Origin of the sequence: Streptomyces sp. NPDC001513 (assembly GCF_042894695.1) — a bacterium.
Taxonomy (GTDB): Bacteria; Actinomycetota; Actinomycetes; order Streptomycetales; family Streptomycetaceae; genus Streptomyces.
Genome location: NZ_JBIAVU010000002.1, coordinates 559,587 through 580,384 on the forward strand (window position 1 = coordinate 559,587; position 20,798 = coordinate 580,384).

Annotated in this window: 21 protein-coding genes; 12 read left to right on the forward strand and 9 right to left on the reverse strand. The window is 72.8% G+C overall.

The window, feature by feature from the left end:
- Positions 1–124 precede the first annotated feature (124 nt).
- A complete protein-coding gene (locus ACFYZ4_RS06125; RefSeq protein WP_390783191.1) occupies positions 125–1,324 on the forward strand; it encodes a saccharopine dehydrogenase family protein in 1,200 nt (399 codons plus the stop codon).
- Between the two features lie 44 nt (positions 1,325–1,368).
- Here ACFYZ4_RS06125 and ACFYZ4_RS06130 read toward each other — a convergent pair whose 3' ends face one another.
- A complete protein-coding gene (locus ACFYZ4_RS06130; protein ID WP_351598805.1) occupies positions 1,369–2,049 on the reverse strand; it encodes an endonuclease V in 681 nt (226 codons plus the stop codon).
- Between the two features lie 26 nt (positions 2,050–2,075).
- Between ACFYZ4_RS06130 and ACFYZ4_RS06135 the strand changes: the two genes are divergently transcribed.
- A complete protein-coding gene (locus tag ACFYZ4_RS06135) occupies positions 2,076–2,375 on the forward strand; it encodes a YciI family protein (RefSeq protein ID WP_390783192.1) in 300 nt (99 codons plus the stop codon).
- Between the two features lie 46 nt (positions 2,376–2,421).
- Here ACFYZ4_RS06135 and ACFYZ4_RS06140 read toward each other — a convergent pair whose 3' ends face one another.
- Complete coding sequence (locus tag ACFYZ4_RS06140) at positions 2,422–3,555, reverse strand: WD40/YVTN/BNR-like repeat-containing protein (protein ID WP_390783193.1); 1,134 nt, start codon at positions 3,553–3,555, stop codon at positions 2,422–2,424.
- A gap of 363 nt (positions 3,556–3,918) precedes the next feature.
- Between ACFYZ4_RS06140 and ACFYZ4_RS06145 the strand changes: the two genes are divergently transcribed.
- From ACFYZ4_RS06145 to ACFYZ4_RS06175, 7 genes are all read left to right on the forward strand, one after another.
- Positions 3,919–4,335 (forward strand): SsgA family sporulation/cell division regulator, encoded by a 417-nt coding sequence (locus tag ACFYZ4_RS06145; RefSeq protein ID WP_351291896.1) that lies wholly within the window; start codon positions 3,919–3,921, stop codon positions 4,333–4,335.
- A gap of 205 nt (positions 4,336–4,540) precedes the next feature.
- Entirely contained in the window at positions 4,541–6,181 is a 1,641-nt protein-coding gene (locus ACFYZ4_RS06150) for an ABC-F family ATP-binding cassette domain-containing protein (protein ID WP_390783194.1), read from the forward strand.
- Positions 6,182–6,483: 302 nt separating this feature from the next.
- Positions 6,484–7,455 (forward strand): acyl-ACP desaturase, encoded by a 972-nt coding sequence (locus ACFYZ4_RS06155; protein WP_351291900.1) that lies wholly within the window; start codon positions 6,484–6,486, stop codon positions 7,453–7,455.
- Positions 7,456–7,527: 72 nt separating this feature from the next.
- Positions 7,528–7,830, forward strand: coding sequence for a hypothetical protein (locus tag ACFYZ4_RS06160; protein WP_351291902.1), 303 nt, complete (start codon positions 7,528–7,530; stop codon positions 7,828–7,830).
- Positions 7,823–8,956, forward strand: a complete 1,134-nt coding sequence (locus ACFYZ4_RS06165) for a hypothetical protein (RefSeq protein ID WP_390783195.1) — start codon at positions 7,823–7,825, stop codon at positions 8,954–8,956. The genes ACFYZ4_RS06160 and ACFYZ4_RS06165 overlap by 8 nt, the downstream gene beginning before the upstream one ends.
- Positions 8,953–9,573, forward strand: coding sequence for a hypothetical protein (locus tag ACFYZ4_RS06170; protein WP_390783196.1), 621 nt, complete (start codon positions 8,953–8,955; stop codon positions 9,571–9,573). The genes ACFYZ4_RS06165 and ACFYZ4_RS06170 overlap by 4 nt, the downstream gene beginning before the upstream one ends.
- On the forward strand, positions 9,570–10,151 hold the full coding sequence (locus ACFYZ4_RS06175; protein WP_390783197.1) for a hypothetical protein: 582 nt from the start codon (positions 9,570–9,572) through the stop codon (positions 10,149–10,151). Before ACFYZ4_RS06170 ends, ACFYZ4_RS06175 begins: the two co-directional genes overlap by 4 nt.
- Here ACFYZ4_RS06175 and ACFYZ4_RS06180 read toward each other — a convergent pair whose 3' ends face one another.
- From ACFYZ4_RS06180 to ligD, 3 genes are all read right to left on the reverse strand, one after another.
- Entirely contained in the window at positions 10,152–10,397 is a 246-nt protein-coding gene (locus ACFYZ4_RS06180) for a WhiB family transcriptional regulator (protein WP_351291910.1), read from the reverse strand.
- A 62-nt stretch (positions 10,398–10,459) separates the two neighbouring features.
- A complete protein-coding gene (locus ACFYZ4_RS06185; RefSeq protein WP_390783198.1) occupies positions 10,460–11,635 on the reverse strand; it encodes a hypothetical protein in 1,176 nt (391 codons plus the stop codon).
- 131 nt (positions 11,636–11,766) lie between these two features.
- Positions 11,767–12,786: a non-homologous end-joining DNA ligase gene (gene ligD, locus ACFYZ4_RS06190; RefSeq protein ID WP_351291914.1), complete on the reverse strand. Its 1,020-nt coding sequence runs from the start codon at positions 12,784–12,786 to the stop codon at positions 11,767–11,769.
- Between the two features lie 75 nt (positions 12,787–12,861).
- Here ligD and ACFYZ4_RS06195 point away from each other — a divergent pair, with 75 nt between their 5' ends.
- Positions 12,862–13,986 (forward strand): ATP-dependent DNA ligase, encoded by a 1,125-nt coding sequence (locus ACFYZ4_RS06195; protein WP_390783199.1) that lies wholly within the window; start codon positions 12,862–12,864, stop codon positions 13,984–13,986.
- Here the strand turns inward: ACFYZ4_RS06195 and ACFYZ4_RS06200 are convergent.
- Positions 13,893–15,416: an NAD(P)-binding protein gene (locus ACFYZ4_RS06200; RefSeq protein ID WP_390783200.1), complete on the reverse strand. Its 1,524-nt coding sequence runs from the start codon at positions 15,414–15,416 to the stop codon at positions 13,893–13,895. The genes ACFYZ4_RS06195 and ACFYZ4_RS06200 overlap by 94 nt on opposite strands.
- Before the next feature lie 144 nt (positions 15,417–15,560).
- Positions 15,561–16,649, reverse strand: coding sequence for an NAD(P)/FAD-dependent oxidoreductase (locus ACFYZ4_RS06205; protein ID WP_390783201.1), 1,089 nt, complete (start codon positions 16,647–16,649; stop codon positions 15,561–15,563).
- Positions 16,650–16,715: 66 nt separating this feature from the next.
- On the opposite strand from ACFYZ4_RS06205, the gene ACFYZ4_RS06210 reads away from it, so the two are divergent.
- Both ACFYZ4_RS06210 and ACFYZ4_RS06215 read left to right on the forward strand, forming a co-directional pair.
- Positions 16,716–17,336 carry an XRE family transcriptional regulator gene (locus tag ACFYZ4_RS06210; RefSeq protein WP_351585491.1) on the forward strand — a complete coding sequence of 207 codons (621 nt, stop codon included), beginning with the start codon at positions 16,716–16,718 and terminating at the stop codon, positions 17,334–17,336.
- Positions 17,333–17,866, forward strand: coding sequence for an NUDIX domain-containing protein (locus tag ACFYZ4_RS06215; protein ID WP_351291923.1), 534 nt, complete (start codon positions 17,333–17,335; stop codon positions 17,864–17,866). Before ACFYZ4_RS06210 ends, ACFYZ4_RS06215 begins: the two co-directional genes overlap by 4 nt.
- A gap of 37 nt (positions 17,867–17,903) precedes the next feature.
- Here the strand turns inward: ACFYZ4_RS06215 and ACFYZ4_RS06220 are convergent, their stop codons facing one another.
- A complete protein-coding gene (locus tag ACFYZ4_RS06220) occupies positions 17,904–18,572 on the reverse strand; it encodes a GPP34 family phosphoprotein (protein WP_390783202.1) in 669 nt (222 codons plus the stop codon).
- Between the two features lie 115 nt (positions 18,573–18,687).
- Positions 18,688–20,748: an MDR family MFS transporter gene (locus tag ACFYZ4_RS06225; RefSeq protein WP_390783203.1), complete on the reverse strand. Its 2,061-nt coding sequence runs from the start codon at positions 20,746–20,748 to the stop codon at positions 18,688–18,690.
- Between the last annotated feature and the right edge of the window lie 50 nt (positions 20,749–20,798).

Below are 20,798 nucleotides of genomic sequence, written 5' to 3' on the forward strand. Positions count from 1 at the left end.
TTCGGGGTCTGCTCGGGGTTCGCTTCAGGGAGCGGTTCCGGTCACACCTGCCCGCGCGGACGGCCGGGCGTCACGCTAGCCTCGGCCACCGACACCACCGACAACCCCCCTGGGAGGAGCGCTCATGAACGCACGGGTCCCGCAGGACCGGCCGGAACGGGCCTACGACGTCGTGCTCTTCGGCGCCACCGGCTTCGTGGGGGCGCTCACCGCCGAGTACCTGGCCGCCCACGCGCCCGCGGGCTGCCGCTGGGCCCTCGCCGGCCGGGACCTCGCGAAGCTGGAGCGGCTGCGCGAGCGGCTGGCCGCGATCGATCCGGCGTGCGCGGCGCTGCCGCTGCTGCGGGCGGACGCCGCCGACGCCGGGGCCCTGCGCGAGCTGGCCGCGTCCACGCGGGTGCTGGCCACGACCGTGGGGCCGTACGTCTGGTACGGGGCCGAGCTCGTGGCCGCCTGCGCCCGCGCGGGCACCGACTACGTGGACCTCACCGGCGAGCCGGAGTTCGTGGACCGGATGTACGTGGAGCACGACGCGCGCGCCCGGGAGACCGGTGCGCGCCTCGTCCACGCCTGCGGCTTCGACTCGATCCCGGCCGACCTCGGGGCGTACTTCACGGTCGGGCAGCTGCCGGAGGGCGTACCGCTGACGGTCGACGGGTTCGTGCGGTCCAACGCCCTGTTCTCCGGCGGGACCCTGGCCTCCGCCCTGACCGCGCTGTCCCGCGGCCCCCAGACCCTGGCCGCCGCCCGGGAGCGCCGGCTGCACGAGCCCCGGCTGCTCGGGCGGCGGGCCCGCGGGCCGGCGGGCGCGCCGCGGTTCAGCCGGGAGACCGGCACCTGGGCGATGCCCCTGCCCACCCTGGACCCGCGGATCGTGGCCCGGTCCGCGGCCGCCCTGGAGCGGTACGGCCCGGACTTCCGCTACCGGCACTACGCCTCCGTCAAGCACCTCCCGGTCGCGGTCGGCGGTACGGCGGCGCTGGGCGCGACGGTGGCCCTGGCGCAGGTGCCGCAGGCCCGGCAGTGGCTGATGAACCGCTGGGAGCCGGGCGCGGGGCCGGACGCGGAGCGCCGCGCGCGCAGCTGGTTCAGCCTGCGGTTCGTGGGCGAGGGCGGCGGTCGCCGCGTGTTCACCGAGGTGTCGGGCGGCGACCCGGGCTACACGGAGACCGCGAAGATGCTGGCGGAGTCGGCGCTGTGCCTCGCCCACGACGCCCTGCCGGAGGCCGCCGGACAGCTGACGACGGCCGTGGCGATGGGCGACGCCCTCGTCGACCGCCTGCAGAAGGCGGGGATCACCTTCCGGGTGGCCGACGCCCGCTGACGCCGCCGGGGCCGGTTGGGCCGGGCGAATTCGGGGGAAGCGGCCTAGGCGGTGGCCTCGCGCAGGGCGCGGCGGCACAGGGAGTCGGCGTGCCGGGTGGTCTCGGGGATCCGGAAGCGGGGGCTCAGGGCCAGGGCGTGCGCGCAGGCGTTGTCCAGCGAGACCCGGTGCCCGACGGAGACGTAGACCGGCTTGATCCCGTCCTGCGTCCGCAGCGCCCGCCCGACCTCGGCCCCGTCGGCGGCGAGCAGCGCGGCGGCGTCGCCCCGCCGGGCGCCCGGCTCCTCGTGGGTGAAGGTGAACGGGTTCTTCGCGACGCCGATCGTCGGGAGACCCGTGACCACGCCGAGGTGGCAGGCGAGGCCGAAGCCGCGCGGGTGGGCGAGGCCGTAGCCGTCGCAGACGACGAGGCCGGGCCCGGTGGTCAGGGCGTCGAGGGCGGCCAGTACGGTCGGCAGCTCGCGGAAGGCGAGCAACCCGGGCACGTACGGAAAGCTGACGTGCCCGACGGCGGTGGCCTCCTCGACGACCTCCAGGGTGGCGGCGTCGAGCACCACGGCCGCGGCGGCGACCAGGTCGCGCTCGTCGTCGTAGGCCACGTCCACGCCCGTGACCAGCCCGAGGCCGGGCGGGGGACCGGGCTCGGTGAGCACGACCTGATGGCGCAGTTCGTCCTGTATCGCGCGGGCTTCGGCCTCGTCGGCCGGGGTCTTCACACTCGTCATGATGGAGCGAGAGTAGCCTGACGATCATGTTCGTCATGGAGCTCACCTACACCGCCCCCGTCGAGGCCGTCGAGGAGGAGATGGACGCGCACATCGCCTGGCTGGACGGCCACTACGCCGCGGGGGTCTTCCTCGCCTCGGGCCGCAAGGTCCCGCGCGACGGAGGCGTGATCCTCGCCGGAGGGGTGTCCCGGGCCGAGATCGAGAAGATCGCGACCGAGGACCCCTTCACCGTGGCGGGCGTCTGCGCCTACCGCATCACCGAGTTCATCGCCACGAAGACCTCGGCGGACCTGGCCACGGTGCGCGAGAACCCGGTGGTCTAGGTCCTGTCCGGGCCGGCTCGTCTGCCGGCGCGGACGGCGGGGCCGGTCAGCGCCGCTCCAGCCGTGCCACCCGGCCCTTCTCCCCCGCCGCCCAGCACCCGGTGTCCGCCGCGCAGTCGACCGTGTCGAAGGAGCCCGGCTCCAGCGGCCGCCAGCTGCGGCCGCCGTCCGTGGTCACGTCCGTGCCCGTCGGGCCCACCGCGAGGGCCGTCCCCCGGCTGTACGGGAACCAGGCCGCGCCCGAGCGGTACGCCGGCGGCGGGGCCGCCGCCTGCCGCCAGCTGCGTCCCCCGTCGGAGGAGACGGCCGCGGCCTGCGGGGAGGCCTGCCCGGTGCGGTAGTCGCCGCCGACCGCGAGTCCCCTCGTACGGTCGCGGAAGGCGAGGGCGAAGACCCCGCGCGCCGGGTCGCCCGCCGGGACGGTGGATTCGGCGACCCGCCAGGTCAGACCGCGGTCAGCGGAGTGCAGGACCCGCGCGCTCGCCCCGCCGCCGGTGGCCAGCCAGACGTCGCGCGGGCCCGCGCTGACCAGGCACTGGCCGCTCGCGGCGAAGCCCGCCTCGCCGGGCAGCGCCTCGGGCATGCCGGAGGCGGGCAGGACCCGCCAGTTCCGCCCGCCGTCGTCCGTGGACAGGATGCGGAACCTGCCGTCCACCGGATCGCTCATCGCCAGTCCGTGCCGGGCGTCGAAGAAGGTCAGGCAGTCGTAGAAGGCGCGCGGGTCGGGGTTGCGGAAGGTCTCGGTCCAGGTGGCGCCGCCGTCCTCGGTGCGCAGCACCCTGGAGGCCTCGCCCTCCCCGATGGACAGGGCCACCGCGCGGCGGGCGTCGAAGGCCTCGATGTCGCGCAGCTCCAGCCCCTCCGCGACCGCTCCGGGCGGCGAGACGTCCTGCCAGCTGCGGCCGCCGTCCATCGTGCGCAGCACGGTCCCCTGGGAACCGGCCACCCAGGCCGTGCTGCGGCTGACCGCCGCGAGCCCCCGGAAGCGTGCGGTCTTCCCGGTGTCCTTCAGCCCCCAGCCCGCGCCCCGTAAGTCCTGCGCCACCAGGGCCTCGGCGGTCGGTTCGGACGGTTGCCCGGCCGGGCTCCCCGGGGCCGTCCCGGCCTGGGCGGGGGCGGCCAGCGCCCCCACCACCAGGGCCGCCGCGCACAGGCCCGCTCCCACTTCCAGAAGTCTCATGGCGCCGGAAGCTAACGCACCCCGGTTTCGCCGTCCAGAGTACCTTCCCGGATGCGCGGGGAGCCGGCGGGACCGCGGCGGACGGGACGGTGCGCGGCGGGACCCGGGCGGGCTTTGGGCCTGTGGAGTGAGCGGTTACCAGCCCTTCTGTGGCCGCTCGGGGGCCTGAGGGAACCGGTGGCCCTCCTTCGGGCGACTTCCCTCCCACGGTCACTCTGTGCGATCGCACAGATGGGTTCCGGCCAATCGGTGACACAGCTCACGCAACTGCCCATGCACGGATTTGCCGATTCCGGCGTCTATCGGGTTGCCGGACTCCACCCCCCAAAGCCCGGCAGCAGATCCGCCGCAAGGGAGTGAGCCTTGATCACTGTCATCGAGCAGGCCGCACAGGCCCGTCTGGTCGCCACCGCGCCGAAGGTCGAGACCGTTCCCGTCACCCTCTGCTACGACCGTGCGGATCCGTTCGCCGTGCGGATGGCCTTCCCCGCTCCGGCGACGCTGGAGGGGATCGAGGTGTCGTGGACCTTCTCGCGCGAGCTGCTGGAGTCCGGGCTGGACCGCCCGTCGGGCCGTGGCGACGTACGGGTGCGCCCGTACGACGGTGACCGGACGACGATCGAGTTCCACGCGGCGGAGGGCGTCGCGATCGTGCTGATGCTGACGGCCGAGCTGCACCGGTTCCTGGAGCGGGCGGCGGCCGTGGTGCCGCCGGGCCTGGAGCACCTGTACCTCGACATGGACCACAGCCTGGCCGAGCTGATGCGCGACACCTGCTGAACCCGGCCCGTCGGTTATTCGATTGCGGGCGGCTCCGGCCGCCCGTAGCGTCGTTGACGGCCCATTGCCGTCGAAACGGAGCAGGACATTGCTCGTCTGAGGTTCGAGACACCGACCACCGACCACCGTGACCCCCGTCGTCACCGGCTGAGCGTCGGCTGTCTCCCCGCGTTGCACGCACCACTCACGCAACCTGGAGGCCTCCATGAGCCACGCCCCTGCTTTCATCACCTGCTCCGCCCTGTCCTTCGACTGGCCCGACGGCACTCCCGTCTTCGACGGTTTCCACCTCGCCGTCGGCCCCGGCCGCACCGGTCTGATCGGCCTGAACGGCTGCGGGAAGTCCACCCTGCTGAAGCTGATCGCCGGTCAACTGACCCCGTCCGGCGGCCAGTCGTCCGTCTCCGGCTCGGTCGGATACCTCCCCCAGACGGTCACCCTCGACACCGCGCTGCGCGTCGACGAGGCGCTCGGCATCCGCACCGTCCGCACCGCCCTCCACGCCATCGAGGCGGGCGAGGCCACCGAGTCGAACTTCACGGCCGTCGGTGACGACTGGGACGTGGAGGAGCGGGCCCTGGCCGCGCTCGACCAGCTCGGTCTCGCCGGGATCGGCCTGGACCGCACCGTCGGCGAGCTCTCGGGCGGCGAATCCGTGCTGCTGCGGCTGGCCGCCCTGCTGCTCGCGCGTCCCGACGTCCTGCTGCTGGACGAGCCCACCAACAACCTGGACCTGCGCGCCCGGGGCCGGCTGTACGCGGCGGTCGAGTCCTGGTCCGGGGTGATGCTCGTGGTCAGCCACGACCGGGAGCTGCTGGAGCGGGTCGATCAGATCGCCGATCTGCGCGACGGCGAAGTCCGCTGGTACGGAGGGAACTTCACGGCCTACGAGGAGATGCTCGCCGCCGAACAGGACGCGGCCGAGCGGATGGTCCGGGTCGCGGAGGGCGACGTACAGCGGCAGAAGCGCGAACTGGCCGACGCACAGGTCAAATTGGCCCGCCGCAAGCGGTACGGCCAGAAGATGTTCGAGAACAAGCGCGAGCCGAAGATCGTGATGGGCGCGCGCAAACGGGCCGCGCAGGAGTCGGCCGGCAAGCACCGGATCATGCACACCGAGAAGCTGGCACAGGCGAAGGAGCGGCTGGACCAGGCGGTGGAGGCGGTGCGCGACGACGACGAGATCCGGATCAAGCTGCCCGCCACGCAGGTCCCGCCGGGGCGGCGCGTACTGACCCTGAGCGATCTACGCCTGGTCCACGGGGCCCGCGTACGGGGCGAGTGGGAGCTTCGGGGGCCGGAGCGGATCGCCCTGGTGGGCCGCAACGGCTCGGGGAAGACCACGCTGCTGCGCACGGTCGCCGGGCAGCTCGCACCGGAGTCCGGGGCGACGGAGACGCACGTGACCACGCGGTTCCTGCCGCAGCGGCTGGACGTGCTCGACGAGAGCCGGACGGTCGTGGAGAACGTGGCGCGGTTCGCCCCGCAGGCCACCAACAACGTGGTCCGGGCCCGGCTCGCGCACTTCCTCTTCCGGGGCGCCCGGGCGGACCGGCCGGCCGGCACCCTGTCGGGCGGCGAGCGGTTCCGGGCGGCGCTGGCGGCGCTGCTGCTGGCGGAGCCCGCCCCGCAGCTGCTCATGCTCGACGAGCCGACGAACAATCTCGACCTGGCGAGCGTGCGGCAGCTGACCGGGGCGCTGGAGTCCTACGAGGGCGCCCTGGTGGTGGCGAGCCACGACGTGCCGTTCCTGGAGTCGATCGGCATCACGCGGTGGCTGCTGCTGGACGGGGAGCTGCGGCCGACCACGGCCGAGGAGGTCCGGGAGACCCTCTGGCACGAGTGAGCGGGCCGGCTCCGCCGCCGCCTGCTTCGCCAGCCGCTTCGCTGCCGCCCGCGGACGCCCGACGCCGCGGGCGGCGGCGAAGCGGAATCCGTTCCGGGCGTCAAGCGTAAAAGTTTCGATCCACCTGACGGCGTGATTTTGCCCCCTCAGGGGCCTCTCACACCCGCCGTAAACTGCATAGATAACTGGATGTAACCGGACATACACCTGCCCGGGGGTTGGCTGGCCTTGATGTCGCGCTTAACCTACGACTCCGTAGGCTACGGAACCGTAGGTAATTCGCTTTGCACCCAGGAGTACCCGTGACGATCACCTCTCCCCACCTCGGCAGCTCGGAGGCGTGGACCGACGCCAAGCTGCTGTTCGCGCTGGAAGAGGTGGTCGAGAAGGAGCTCAACCGCCATCTGAAGGTCACCAAGGACTGGATGCCCCACGAGTACGTCCCGTGGAGCGACGGCCGGAACTTCCCGGGCTTCTTCGAGGACGGCGAGGCCTGGGACCCGCAGCAGTCCAAGGTCACCGACATCGGCAAGATCGCGCTGGTCGTGAACCTGCTGACCGAGGACAACCTCCCCAGCTACCACCACGAGATCGCCAGCCTCTTCGGGCGCAACGGCGCCTGGGGCACCTGGGTGCACCGCTGGACGGCCGAGGAGGGCCGCCACGGCATCGTGATGCGCGACTACCTGCTGGCCTCGCGCGCCGTGGACCCGGACAAGCTGGAAGCGTTCCGCATGCAGCACATGTCGGAGGGGTTCGAGTCCGACAACCGCCACTCCATGCTGCACTCGGTGGCGTACGTGGCCTTCCAGGAGCTCGCCACCCGCATCTCGCACCGCAACACCGGTCACCAGTCCGGTGACCCGGTCTGCGACCGGATGCTGGCGCGCATCGCGCAGGACGAGAACCTGCACATGATCTTCTACCGCAACCTGCTGGGCGCGGCCTTCGAGATCGCCCCGGACCTGACGATGCAGGCCGTACGGGACGTCGTCGTCGGCTTCCGGATGCCCGGACACGGCATGCCCGGCTTCGAGCGGATGGCCGCCCAGATGGCGATCGGCGGGGTCTACAACCTGCGGATCCACCACGACGACGTGCTGAGCCCCGTGATCCGCTTCCTGAAGATCATGGACATCGACGGCCTCGGCCCCGAGGGCCAGAAGGCCCAGGAGGAGCTCGGCCTCTTCATGAACGGCCTGGACAGCGAGGCCCGGAAGTTCGACGAGCGCCTGGCCGCCCGCGCGGCGCGCATCGCGGCCCGCCAGGGCTGACCGATTTCCGCTCGCTCGGGCGAGTGATGCCGATTGCCCTGGCAGAGCCGTGCTCTGCCAGGGTTTCGCGTCATGACCTCGCTCCAGGTGGACATCGACCAGCTGACCCGTCTCACGCGCGCCCTGGACTCCTCGCTGGTCTCCCTGCGGGAGGCACGGGCCGCGCTGGACCACGTACGGGCCGACCAGCTGGGCACGGCCGACCTCGACGCGGCGTGCGACGGCTTCCAGGAACGCTGGGCCCACGGCACGCGGGAGCTGACCAAACGGGTCAAGACCGTGCGGGAGGGCGTGGACCGCAGCGCCGCGGAGTACGCGGAGCTGGAGGAGGCCGTCCGCGCGGCCTTCGCCCGGGTGGCGGCCGCGCATGGCTGACCACGCGGCGCTGGGCTTCGACCCGGCGCCCGGCGATCCGGCCGCGGTCCTGGCCCTGACGAAGAAGCTCGGCGCGTCGGCGCAGTCCCTCGGGGAGGCCGCGCGCGTCGTGAAGGACCTCGTCTCCCACAGCTCGCAGTGGCAGGGCGAGGCCGCGACCGCCTTCCGCGCCTCCCTCTCGCAGGAGCTCCCCCGTTACCTGGGCGCGGCCCACACCTCCCTCGCGGAGGCCGCCCGTCGGCTCACCGGCTGGCACGACACCCTGGTCGCGCACCGCGCGCTGGCCGCCCGGTACGAGTCCCAGGCCGCCGCGGCCAAGACGGAGCAGGCCCTCTCCGACACCCGCCGCCTGGCCCGCGAACTCGCCACCGAACACGCGGCGGCGGCGAGCCGCGTCGCCCGCACCCTGAACGCGGCGACGGACCGACTGGCCCCGAAGGAACCGGGCCTGCTGTCCTCGATCTGGCACAAGATCACGGAAGACCCGGGCGACGCGCTGTCGAACGCGTCGGCCTTGCTGGGCTTCGCCGGCGCCCTGGTGTCACTCGCCTGTCCCCCTGCCGGGCTCGCGATCATGCTCGTCGGGAGCGGCCTGTCATTGGCGGCCCTGGCGGTGCACACCTCTGACCCGAAATTCCGGAAGTCCCTCGGGGACGGCGTCATGAAGGGCGAGTTCGACGCGGATTTCTGGAAGAGCAGCGTGACCCTGGTCGGCGACCTCGCAGGCACGGTCCCGGGCGTGGCGGCGGTCGCCTCGGGCGCCAAGGCCGGCACCGCGGCTGCCCGCGCAGCGATGGCGGCCGCGCCCGAGGGCAGTGCTCTGGCGGGACTGTCTCCCGGAGCCACCGCGTTCCGGCAGAGCGCATGGACCAGTGCCGAGGAGCTGCGGCAGGTGGAGAGTCCCCTCACCGGATGGGCCATGCGGTCGGCGACTCAGGGCACCCGAGACCGGGTGGGTGTGGCCGTGGCCGGTACCGGTGCTGCGACTGCCGGACTCGATTACGCGCCGGACAACGAAACGCTTGAACACGGCTCGACGGCGGTGGACGGTGCCCGAGGGGCGCTGGACGACGCTCCTTCAGCCATCAGGAAATCGGGGCGCGTCTGGTCGGGGCTGAGGCCGTGACACATCAGCGCAACATGCCGCCGGTCTGGTTTCGCCTGCCTCCGGGCTTCCACGACATCGGCCCCGACGACAGGGCCTCCTTGCTCGCCGTCGCCGAGGCCCTGGGCAGTCCTGATGCACATCAGGAGCTGTCCCAGCTCGCGGATGGTCTGGAGGAATTGGCAGGGCACGACGTCCTGCACACAGCGATCGGTTTTCACCCCGAGGAACCGCTCGGCGTCGCCACTTCACTGTTCTCTCTGACCATCCAGCGTGCCGAAAAACCCAACCCCCGGCTCACCGTGGCACGCACGGCCCTGGCCATCGCACATTCCTCGTTGTGGGAGAGCTCTATCCGCAGGTTCATCGACCTGCCATCGGCTCTCCCGTGCTGCCTCGTCGCCGGGATCATTTCCGTGCCCAATGTGGAGCAGCGACTGTTTCAGGCCAGGGTCGCGACGGTGCACCCGGATGGACTCCACCTACTCGTGCTCGATCTGACCAGCGCCTCCACCCAGCACGCCGAGGCGTACACGGACATCCTCGAAGCCGTGGCGCACACGCTCCTCTTCACCGACCCCGAACCGAGCGCGCCGACAGCGACCGGGACTTCACGCATTCTGGAGGTGCTCCTGTGAGCCTTGCGCTCACCAAGGCGGCATGGGACCACCCTCCGACAGCCGCGGGCTACAAGCGGTTGGTCATCCGTCGCCTCGGATGGGTGCTCAGCCTCGGCGGTCCGCCTCTGATCGCCCTGGCCTGCGTCGACCGCATCCCTCACGCAGGAACGGCCTTCGCCCTCATCGCTCTGCTGGTGGCACCCCTTCTCCCATGGGTGGTCATCGCCTTCTTCCGCCGACGGCGCGTCGCCGCCGTCTTGCGGGCCTACCCCTGGCAGGAGTGGCCGTGTCGGCACCCCACCCGCGCACCCGAGAGCCCCGCGACCATGGATGTCCGGTTCGGGGAGGACTTCACGGCCACGTTCCGGATCATCCCGTTCCCCGTCGCGCTCGCAGCGCTGGAGGGCGATCGGCCGGACCGGATCTGGTTCGCGGGGGATCCTCGCTTCGGTGGGGTCGTTTCGCCCGTCGGGGGGCACTACCCCGTGCGGGTCGTGCCGCACACGCCGCGCCGTGAGGAGTGCGGGGGCGAGGGGTTCGACCTCGCCCGGCGGGTGGGGCTGGTCCGTGCGAGCGGCAAGGGAACGCGGACCTGATCAGGGGCGGGGGCGGAGGGCGAGGCGTTCGGCTTCGGAGAGGCCGCCCCAGACGCCGAAGCGCTCGTCATTGGCCAGGGCGTACTCCAGGCACGCCGCCCGCCCCTCGCACGCCCCGCACAGCCGCTTCGCGTCGCGCAGCGACGAGCCCGGCTCCGGGAAGAAGAAGCCCGGGCCCGTCTGGGCGCACAGGGCGAGTTCGTACCAGGCGGTGTCCGTGGCTGCGGCAGTGGTGTTCATCGACATGCCGCAGATACTGGCCGCCGCCGATGGACGTCCGATCAACGCCTGATCAACACCCCGTCATGTCACCCCTTCTCCGCCGGCGCCTCGGGCAGGACGAAGGCCTGCTTCGCCGCGCAGGTCCAGATCACCGGCTGGACCCGGCCGTCGGCGTCCAGCGCGGCCCCGCCGACGCGGTCGTCGTCGGTGACGGCGAACGCGGCGGTGAAGCGGGACGGGGCGAGCCCGGGAAGGACCCGCATCGGGCCGCTGCCGGTCCAGTACTGGGCCCGGGCGTCCGGGCTGTCCGCCGGCGGCGGGGAGTCGTAGCGGAACTCGGCCAGGCCGACCGCGACGTGGGTGTTCGGGCTGACGGCCTCGAAGGTGCCGCCCATGGCTCCGGGCGCCCAGGGCGCGTACACGGGAGGGCCGTCGGGGCGGTTCCACATCACGGCGATCTCGCTCCCGTCGGCCGATGCCTGCTTCTGGTAGCCGACGATCCGGCCGGATTCGTCGATGCCCCGGGTGACGTAGCGGTCCCCGGTGTCGTCGGCGGGCCGGAGCACCCTGGGGGCGGTGCGCGGGTCGGCGGACCAGTGCAGCCCCGGGGTGATCCAGATCTGCGTGCCCGGGAGGGGCTCGCTCGTCTCGCCGTTGCCGACGGCCTGGCCGGCGTTGTTGATCCCGGACATGAAGTGGATCAGGTATCCGGCGGGCGCCGGCAGTTCGCGGCGGATCCTCGTGCCGGACCATTCCCTGGCGATGGTCCGGTTCTGGGCGGCGTCCCAGACATTGCCGACGATGACCCCGTGGTCGTTGACGCCGTACGCCGCGCCCCCGCCGGGCAGGAGGGTGATGGCACTGTCACCGTGCCGGTAGCTGAACGCCTTGCTGCCTTCGGACGTGAGCACCTTGCCGACCATGAGGCCGGACCGGTTGACGTCCGTGAGGGCGCCCGGGCCGGCGTCGGCGGGCATGGGCACGGCGAACACCCGCGTCCCGATCCAGTAGACGGCCTTCATCCCGGACATGCCGACGGCCAGTCGCGACGGCCCCGGCGCGATGGCGCTGACCTGGGTGCGGCGCACCCACGGGCTCGGATGCGGGTCCTCCGCGGGAGACAGTCTCTCCAGGACCTGGATGGACGGCTTGCAGCCCGCGCCGGCTCCCCCCGGAGCCGCCTGCGCGGGAGCGGTCACCGCGAGCGCGGCGAGGAGGCTCCCCAGCGCGGCGAGACCGATGCGCGCATTTCTCGTTCCCATGAACATCCCCCCGGATCGATTCACGTGACGGCCGTTCGGCCGCGCCACATCCTTGCCGTGCCGCACCGGGATGAACAGCCATGATCCGGACAACCAGGCTCTCCCCGGGCCTGGCGCGGGCCGAACGGACGTCAGTCCTCGTGCTTGGCGCGGCTGGGCTGGACGCGCTTGGGTTCGCCCGGCATCTTCGGGTAGTCCGGCGGGTAGGGCATGTCGCCCAGACCGTGCTCGTGTTCGTCGCGGGCCGCGAGTTCCAGTACGGGGTCCAGGGCGAAGGCGTGCTCGTCCATGTCCGCGTGCAGGTCGCCCAGTTCGGCGAAGCGGGCCGGCATCGTCACGATGTCGAAGTCGCGGGGCTCGGCGTCGTCCACCTCGTCCCAGCGCAGCGGTGCCGAGACCGGGGCGTGCGGGCGGGGGCGGATGGAGTAGGCGGAGGCGATCGTACGGTCGCGGGCCGTCTGGTTGTAGTCGACGAAGATCCGCTCGCCGCGTTCCTCCTTCCACCAGGCCGTCGTGACCTTGCCCGGCATCCGGCGTTCCAGTTCCCGGCCGAGGGCGATGGCGCACCGGCGGACCTCGGTGAAGGTCCAGCGCGGGGCGATCGGCACGAAGACGTGCAGTCCGCGCCCGCCCGAGGTCTTGGGCCAGCCGCGCAGGCCCAGTTCCTCCAGCAGGGCGCGCAGCTCGTGGGCGGCCGCCACCGCGTGGTGGTAGTCGGTGCCCGGCTGCGGGTCCAGGTCGATGCGGAGTTCGTCGGGGCGGTCGGTGTCCTCGCGGCGTACCGGCCAGGGGTGGAAGGTGAGGCAGCCCAGGTTGGCGGCCCACAGGACGGCGGCCGGTTCGGTCGGGCAGATCTCGTCGGCGGAGCGACCGCTCGGGAAGGAGATGTGGGCGGTCGGGATCCAGTCGGGAAGGTTCTTCGGCGCCCGCTTCTGGAAGAAGGACTCGCCCTCCACCCCGTCCGGGAACCGTTCCAGGGTCGTCGGCCGGTTGCGCAGGGCGCGCGTGATGCCGTCCGCGACCGCCAGGTAGTACTCGGCCACGTGCCGCTTGGTGAGGCCGCGCTCCGGGAAGTACACCTTGTCCGGGCTGGACAGCCGTACCGTCCGCCCGCCCGCGTCCAGCTCGATCGCATTACCGGCAGCACCCATGTGCGCCACGGTAGGCGGGCCCGCTCGTGCGCGCATACCGGGCGCGGCCGGACGTACCACCGCAGAATCGGAGGCATGGATCTGCCAGTGATGCCGCCCGTGAAACCGATGCTCGCCAAGTCCGTGGCGAAGATCCCGCCCGGCATGCAGTACGAGGCCAAGTGGGACGGCTTCCGGGCCATCGTCCATCGCGACGGCGATGAGATCGAGCTCGGCAGCCGCACCGGAAAGACCCTGACCAGGTACTTTCCCGAGCTGGCGGAGGCGCTGAAGGGCAATCTGCCCGACCGCTGCGTCGTGGACGGCGAGATCGTGATCGTTCACGGCGGGCGGCTCGACTTCGACCGGCTGACCGAGCGGATCCATCCCGCGCAGTCCCGTGTCGCCCTGCTGGCCGAGACCACTCCCGCCAGCTTCGTCGCCTTCGACCTGCTCGCGCTCGGCGACGAGTCGCTCCTCGACACGCCGCTCGCCGACCGCCGTGCCGCCCTGGTCCTGTCACTCTCCACTGCTCGGCCCCCCGTCCATCTCGCGCCCGCGACCACCGATCCCGCGCTCGCGCAGGAGTGGTTCGAGCGGTTCGAGGGCGCCGGGCTCGACGGAGTGATCGCCAAACCGCTCGATCTCCTCTACCGGCCCGATGCCCGCCTCATGTACAAGATCAAGCACGAACGTACCGCCGACGTCGTCGTCGCGGGTTTCCGTTTCCACAAGAGCGGTCCGATTGTCGGATCGCTGCTCCTCGGCCTGTACGACGCCCACGGCACCCTCCAGCACGTGGGCGTCTGCGCCGCCTTCCCCATGAAGCGCCGCGCCGAGCTGGTGGAGGAACTCGCACCCCTGCGGATGCCCGACCCGGCCGGTCATCCGTGGGCCGCCTGGGCGGAGGAGTCGGCCCACGAGAGCGCCCGGCTGCCGGGCGCGCAGAGCCGCTGGACCGGCAAGAAGGACCTGTCCTGGGTACCGCTGCGCCCCGAGCGGGTCGTCGAGGTGAAGTACGACCACATGGAGGGCGACCGCTTCCGGCACACCGCACAGTTCCACCGCTGGCGGGCGGACCGGACCCCGCAGAGCTGCACCTACGCCCAGCTGGAGGAGGTCATCGGCTACGACCTCGCCGAAGTGCTCGGCCCGGCCACCGGCACCACCGGCACCACCGGCACTACCGGCACCGGCGGTACGGAGGGCTCCGGCGGCTGAGCGGCCCACCTCGCCCCCGCCCCCGCCCCCGCCCCCGCCGTCAGCTTCTCCCACTCCGCCCGGTCCGGCCCCGCCTCGGCCGGGGCGTAGTCCGGCCGCGCCGCCAGCCAGCGCGCCACCCGGGCCTTGATCTCCGGATCCGCGTACGCCCGCTCCGGCGGTTCGGCCAGATGCCGCACCCGCGCCCTCGCCCGCATCACCTCGGGGTCCTCCAGCGCGCAGTCGAACAGCGCGGCCACCTCGCGCGCCGTCCCCGTCCGCCCGGCCCGCGTCGCGAAGCGCTCCCCGATGGCCGCGTCGGCCACCACCTGGAAGTCGAACCACGGTTTCAGCGTCCGCACCGCCCAGCCGTGGTGGTCGACGGCGAACCGGGCCGATCCGGGGTCCCGGTGCGCCGTACGGGCCACCCGGCGCGCGGCCCACAGCGCGAGCGAGGTGCCCTGCCCCAGCGTCGGATTGGTGTGCGTGATCGAGTCGCCGACCGGCACCAGCCCGGTCACCACGGGGCCCCGCTCGTCCACCAGCGCGCTCCACCGGTTGTCCAGGCTCGCCGTGGCCCGTACGCCCGACAGCGACTCGGCCCCCGGGGCCAGCCAGGCCGCACCGGGCGGGAAGGCACGGGCCGCCCGCTCGAAGACGGCGGGATCGCGCAGTGCCGAGCGGGTGGCGTCCGAGGTGTGCACGAACAGCGTCACCGCGAACACCCGGTTGTCGGCCGGGAACACCGCGCACCCGGCGAAGGTCCCACCGGTCACCGCCCAGGGCCGGCGCGGCCCCTCGTCCGTGCCCTCGGGCAGCCGGTACCAGCGGCAGAAGTACGCGAGCCCCGTGCGGTGCCGTTCCACGACGGGTGGCCGGCAGCCCGCCTCGGCCAGCCTGCGCTCCACTCCCCCGCGCCGCCCGCCCGCGTCCACCACGAGGTCCCCCGCGTAACTCCCCGCCTCGGTGGTCACTCCCGTCACCTGGATCCCCGGATTCTCGGCCGGCTCCGGGACGGTGGTCAGGCCGGTGACCGGCTCCCCGTACCGGACGACGACGCCCGCCTCCGCGCGCAGGGCCGTCGTCAGCGCGCTCTCCAGCACGATGCGCCGCGCCTGGAGCATGACGAGGTCCTCGTCGCCGGGGAGCGCGGGAGGCCGCACCTCGAACCAGTCCAGCTCGTGCCGCTCCCGCGCACCGAGTCTGAGCATCTCCGCGTGGACGTCGGGCAGTTCGTCGCGCAGGACCGTGCGGGCGGCCCCGAGCAGCGCGTGCGGCTGGGCGGCCTGCGGTACGGTCGGCCGGCGCCAGCCGAAGAAGTCACGGTCGAGGGCGGTGCCCGGAGCCCGCGTATCGCGCTCGAAGAGCTCCGCCGTGTGTCCGTGCCGCGCCGCGAGCAGGGCCGTGGCCAGGCCTCCGACCCCTCCGCCGATGACCAGTACGTGTGCCATGGAGCGTCCCCCCGAACCCTTGGAACCGTTGGACCGTACGACGATCACACCGCCCAGAGCCTGCGCGAACGGACAGCGGCCGAAACCCGCACAACTGTCCGATACGAGCCGTACGCGACGGGACGAGCCGCCGAGCGGACCTGCTCAGCCGCGGCCCGGTCCGGCCCCGACCCCGGCCCCGGCCCCGGCCTCGGCCTCGGCCTCGGCCTCGGCCCGCCCCCCCGCCCCCGCACCCGCGCGGTGGGCCGCCAGGGCCCGGCGGGCCTCCTCCTCGATCAGGTCGGCGTTCACGGCGACGGCCGCACGCACCCCCTGCGCGGCCGCGCCCGCGATCTGCTCCATCGGGCCGGTCACGTTGCCCGCCGCCCAGACCCCGCGCAGCGCGGTGGCGCCGGTCGCCGGATCGGACTCGACGCAGGTGGCGATGGTGTGCCCGTCCCGCTCCACGGCGGTGGTCGGCAGGCCCAGGCCGGTCAGGACGCCCGAGCGCGCGGTGAACCGCGGGGCCACCACCAGGGCCTCGCACTCCACGCCGGAGCCGTCGGCCAGGGTCACCCCGGTCAGCCGGTCCTCCTCGACCGCGAGCCCGGTCACCTCTCCCTCGACGACCCGGACACCGAGGGCCGCCAGCAGCTCCCGGTCCGCGTCGGTGAGCCGCCAGGTGTGCGCCAGCAGGGTGGTCCGCTCGCTCCAGTGCCGCCAGAGCTGCGCCTGGTGCACGGCGAGGGGTCCGTCGGCGAGCACCGCGACCGGCAGGTCCCGGGCCTCCCAGCCGTGGCAGTACGGGCAGTGCAGCACGTCCCGGCCCCAGCGCGCCGCGATCCCCGGCACCGCGGGCAGCTCGTCGACCAGGCCGGTGGCGACCAGCAGCCGCCGCGCCCGGACGGTCGAGCCGTCCCCACAGCGGACGAGGAAGCCCCCGTCGGGCAGCCGGTCCGCGGCGATGGCCGTGCCCGGCCTGATCTCGCCGCCGTAACCGGCCACTTCGGCGCGCCCCCGGGCCAGCAGCCCGGCCGGGCTCTCCCCGTCCCGGCCGAGGTATCCGTGCAGGTGCGCGGCCGGGGCGTTGCGCGGGCTGCCGGAGTCGATCACCAGCACCGAGCGGCGGGCCCGGGCCAGCGTCAGGGCCCCGGCCAGCCCGGCGGCCCCACCGCCCACGACCACCACGTCGAACACGTCGTCCCCCGCGTCGCCTGAATTGCCTGCGTCCTGTACGTCCCGTGCGTTGTCCATGACTCCGAGGGTCCGCTCGCAGGCGCCCGCTTGACAAATGTTCTTGCCGAAGTGGCAAATGGAGCCATGGCCACCGAGGAGCAGGACGAGGAACTCGCCGGCGTGCTCACCGCCGTGGGCCCGCGGCTGCGCGCCCTGCGCCGCCAGCGCGGCACCACGCTGGCCCAGCTCAGCGAGACCACCGGGATCTCCCTCTCCACCCTCTCCCGGCTGGAGTCCGGACAGCGCAGGCCGACGCTGGAGCTGCTGCTTCCGCTGGCCAGGGCGCACCGGGTGGCACTCGACGAGCTGGTCGGCGCCCCGGAGACCGGGGATCCCCGGGTCCGCCCGCGCCCCTTCGTCCGGCACGGCAGCACCTTTGTGCCGCTGACCCGCAAGTTCAGCGGGGTGCACGCCTTCAAGCAGATCCTCCCGCCCCTCGACGGCCCACCGCCCGAGCTGCCCGAACTCCAGGTCCACGAGGGGTACGAGTGGCTGTACGTGCTGTCGGGGCGCATCCGACTGCTGCTCGGCGAGCACGACCTGGTCCTCGGTCCCGGCGAGGCCGCCGAGTTCGACACGCGCACCCCGCACGCCTTCTTCAACGCGGGGTCGCAGGCGGCGGAGTTCCTCAGCCTCTTCGGCCCCCAGGGCGAACGGATCCACGTCCGCGCCCGGCCCACCACGTCACCGGAAGGACGCCCATGACCACCACCGGAGAGCGCCCCGAGCGGGCCGTACCGCAGCCCAACGCCGTCGTCGGCGTGGGGCTGGTCGTCATCGGCCCCGACGGCCGGGTACTGCTCGGCCAGGCACACGACGGCCGCTGGGAGTTGCCGGGCGGCAAGGTCGACCCCGGGGAGGGCTTCGAGGAGGCCGCGGCCCGGGAGCTCGCCGAGGAGACGGATCTGCGTGCGGCCCCCGAGGGGATCCGCATCCTCTCCGTCCAGATCGACGCGAAGTCCGGCCTGACCCGGCTGACGGCGGCCGCCGTCACCACCTCGGCGGAGGGGGTCCCCGCCGTCACCGAGCCGCACAAGATCGCCCGCTGGCAGTGGTTCGCCCCGGCCGAGATCCCCGCGGCCCTGTACGCGCCGTCGGCGGCCGTGCTGCGCAGCTGGCGCCCGGACCTCGCGAGCCTGCCGCACGTCCCCTCGTACGACTACCCCACCGTGGCCTCGGACCCGGACCCGGACCCGAGTACGAACCCCGGCACGGGCCCGGCCGCGAGCACCTGAGGCCTCTCGAAGAGCGGAAGGGACGGACGTCCCGGTCTCACGCCGTGAAGGACGCCGCCACCGTCACGGCCGTCACGGCCACCATCGCGGCCTGCACGTCTCGGATGGCCGTCCGGACGCTGTCGGCGGCCCACTGACCGGTGGCCATCTCCGCCGTCCTCGGGGCCACCTCCTTGCGGCGCCGGTCCGGGAAGGCCAGCCCGTGCAGGCCTGTCGAGTGGATCAGCGCGATGAGGCCGGCCGTGCGCTCGTCCGGCTCGGCGCCCTCGATGACGACGGCGCGCAGCCGCTCGCGCAGGGCCCGCTCGACGGCGCCGCCGTCGGTCCCGGGGTAGCGCTTCTGCGGGAACATCCCGAGCACCTTGTGCACTTCCGCGGCCACCAGGCCGCGCTCGACCAGGCGTTCCACCGCGGCGCCGACCGCCTTGGTCTGCTCCCTGGTCAGCCAGTCCGTCACCCGGCGCTTGGCGCGGCCGCGCAGCCAGGCCTCCATCGACAGGATCCGTCCGTCGAGCAGTTCTTCCCCGGTGGGCGTGGTGTCGCGCAGCTCCAGGTACTTGCCGGCCACCGACACCCGCTCGGCCATGACCAGTTCGAGCAGGATGGCGCCCGCGGCGGCCCAGCCGGCCGCCTGGCGCCGGCGCGTCTCCCCGGACCCGTCGTCCAGGGACAGCAGCACGATCTCCTCGGCCAGTGTGATTCCCATGTCCGCTCCCCGGTCCGCCGTGCACCACACGCTTCGACGGGGAGGACGTCCGACAGTCGGCGGAGGTTCCGATTCCGGTTCCCCCTGCGCCACCGCCACCCGCGCGGCCGCCCCGCTACGTGCGCACCACGATCTTCGGCGCGAAGCCCCCCTCGCCCAGGTCCTCCGCCAGCAGCCGTTTCGCGATCGCGTCCGCCGCCACCCGCAGTTCGGCGCTCCGCGGCCGCCCCTTGTCCTTCTCCAGCTGGTCGCCGAGCCACTCGGCCCACGCGGCCGAGATGATCGCGGCCTCCCTCACCCCGGCCGGGGTGAGGGAGAAGAAGCTGCCCGCGCGGCTGAGGTAGCCCTCCTCCGTCATCCGGTCGAAGACCGGGAGCAGCACCTCCGGCGGCACCGCCCGGCGCCCGGCGATCAGCCCGATGCTGGCGGTGCCGACCGTCCGGGTCATCAGCTCCACCTGCATCACCGTCCACGCGCCCGCGATGTCCAGCCGGGTGTCGGAGGCCCCGACGATCGCGCGCGCCGTGTCGGCTCCCATGTTCCGTACGAGTTTGCCGACGGCCAGCTCCAGCAGCTTGGCCGAATTCCCGCTGGCCGTGGCCGGGGAGCCGAATCCGTCGCCCATGTCCGTGGAGCCGGCCCGGGCGCTGTCGCGCAGCTTGACCTGTTTGAGGAAGAGCCCGGCGACGAACCCGCAGACCGCCACCGGAACGGTCCAGAGGAACACCGTGTGCAGGGCCTCCGCGTACGCGTCGATGATCGGGGCCGCGGCTTCCGGACTGAGCCGGTGCACGCCCTCCGGGGTCGACGCGGCCTCGGCCAGCCGTGCCGGGTCCTGCCCGGTGATCCGCGCCGCCTCCGCGATCCCCGCCTTCAGTTCGGGCCCCAGGTGGTTCGCGTAGATGGTCCCGAAGACGGCGGTGCCGAAGGCGCTGCCGAGCGTACGGAAGAAGGTGACCCCGGAGGTGGCGGTGCCCAGGTCGGCGTAGTCGACGGTGTTCTGCACGGCGATCGTCAGGACCTGCATGGAGAGGCCGATGCCCGTGCCGAGCACGAACATGTACAGCGATTCGAGCAGGGTGCTGGTCCCCGGTTGCATCCGCGACAGCAGGTACAGGCCGATGCCCGTGACGGCGTTGCCGACGATCGGGAAGATCCGGTACTGCCCCGTCTTGCTGGTGACGTTGCCGCTGAAGACGGAGGCGATCAGCAGTCCGAAGACCATGGGCAGGGTCCGGACGCCCGAGATGGTGGCCGAGTCCCCGTCGACGTACTGGAGGTAGGTCGGCAGGAACGTCATCGCGCCGAGCATGGCGAAGCCGACGACGAAGCTCAGGATGGAGCACACGGCGAAGACCGGATTGCCGAAGAGCCGCATCGGCAGCATCGGTTCCGCGGCCCGTGTCTCGACGAAGCAGAACAGGGCCAGCGCGACCGCGCCGAGTGCGAACAGGCCGATGATCGCCGGCGAGGTCCACGCGTACTCGTTCCCGCCCCAGCTGGTGCCCAGGATCAGCGCGCTCGCGCCGACCGCGACCAGGGCGATGCCCAGGTAGTCGATGACCGCCTTGCCCGAGGCCTTGACCACCGGGATCGTCTTGGCGGCCGCGATGACCACGAGGATGGCGATCGGGACGTTGACATAGAAGCACCACCGCCAGCTGAGCTGGTCGGTGAAGAACCCGCCGAGCAGCGGTCCGATCACGGTGGCGACGCCGAAGACGGCGCCGATCAGGCCCTGGTACTTGCCGCGTTCGCGCAGCGGCACCACGTCGGCGATGAGCGCCATGGCGGTGACCATCAGGCCGCCGGCTCCGACGCCCTGGACGCCGCGCCACACGATCAGGAACGTCATGTTGGGGGACAGGCCGCACAGGAAGGAGCCGCTGATGAAGACGATCGCGGAGATCTGGAAGATCAGCTTTCGCCCGTACAGGTCGCCGAACTTGCCGACCAGCACGGTCGACACGGTCTCCGCGAGCAGGTAGGAGGTCACCACCCACGACATGTGGTCCCCGCCGCCGAGTTCCCCCACGATCGTGGGCAGGGCGGTGCCGACGATCGTCTGGTCGAGCGCCGCGAGGAGCACTCCCAGCATGATCGTGCCGAAGATGATGTTGCGCTGCCGCCGGTCGAGCACGGGTGGCGCGGCGGCTACGGCGGGAGCAGTGGTCACTCTCGCACTCTCACAGCGCACCCGCCCCACCGCATGCGGCGCTGCGCCGT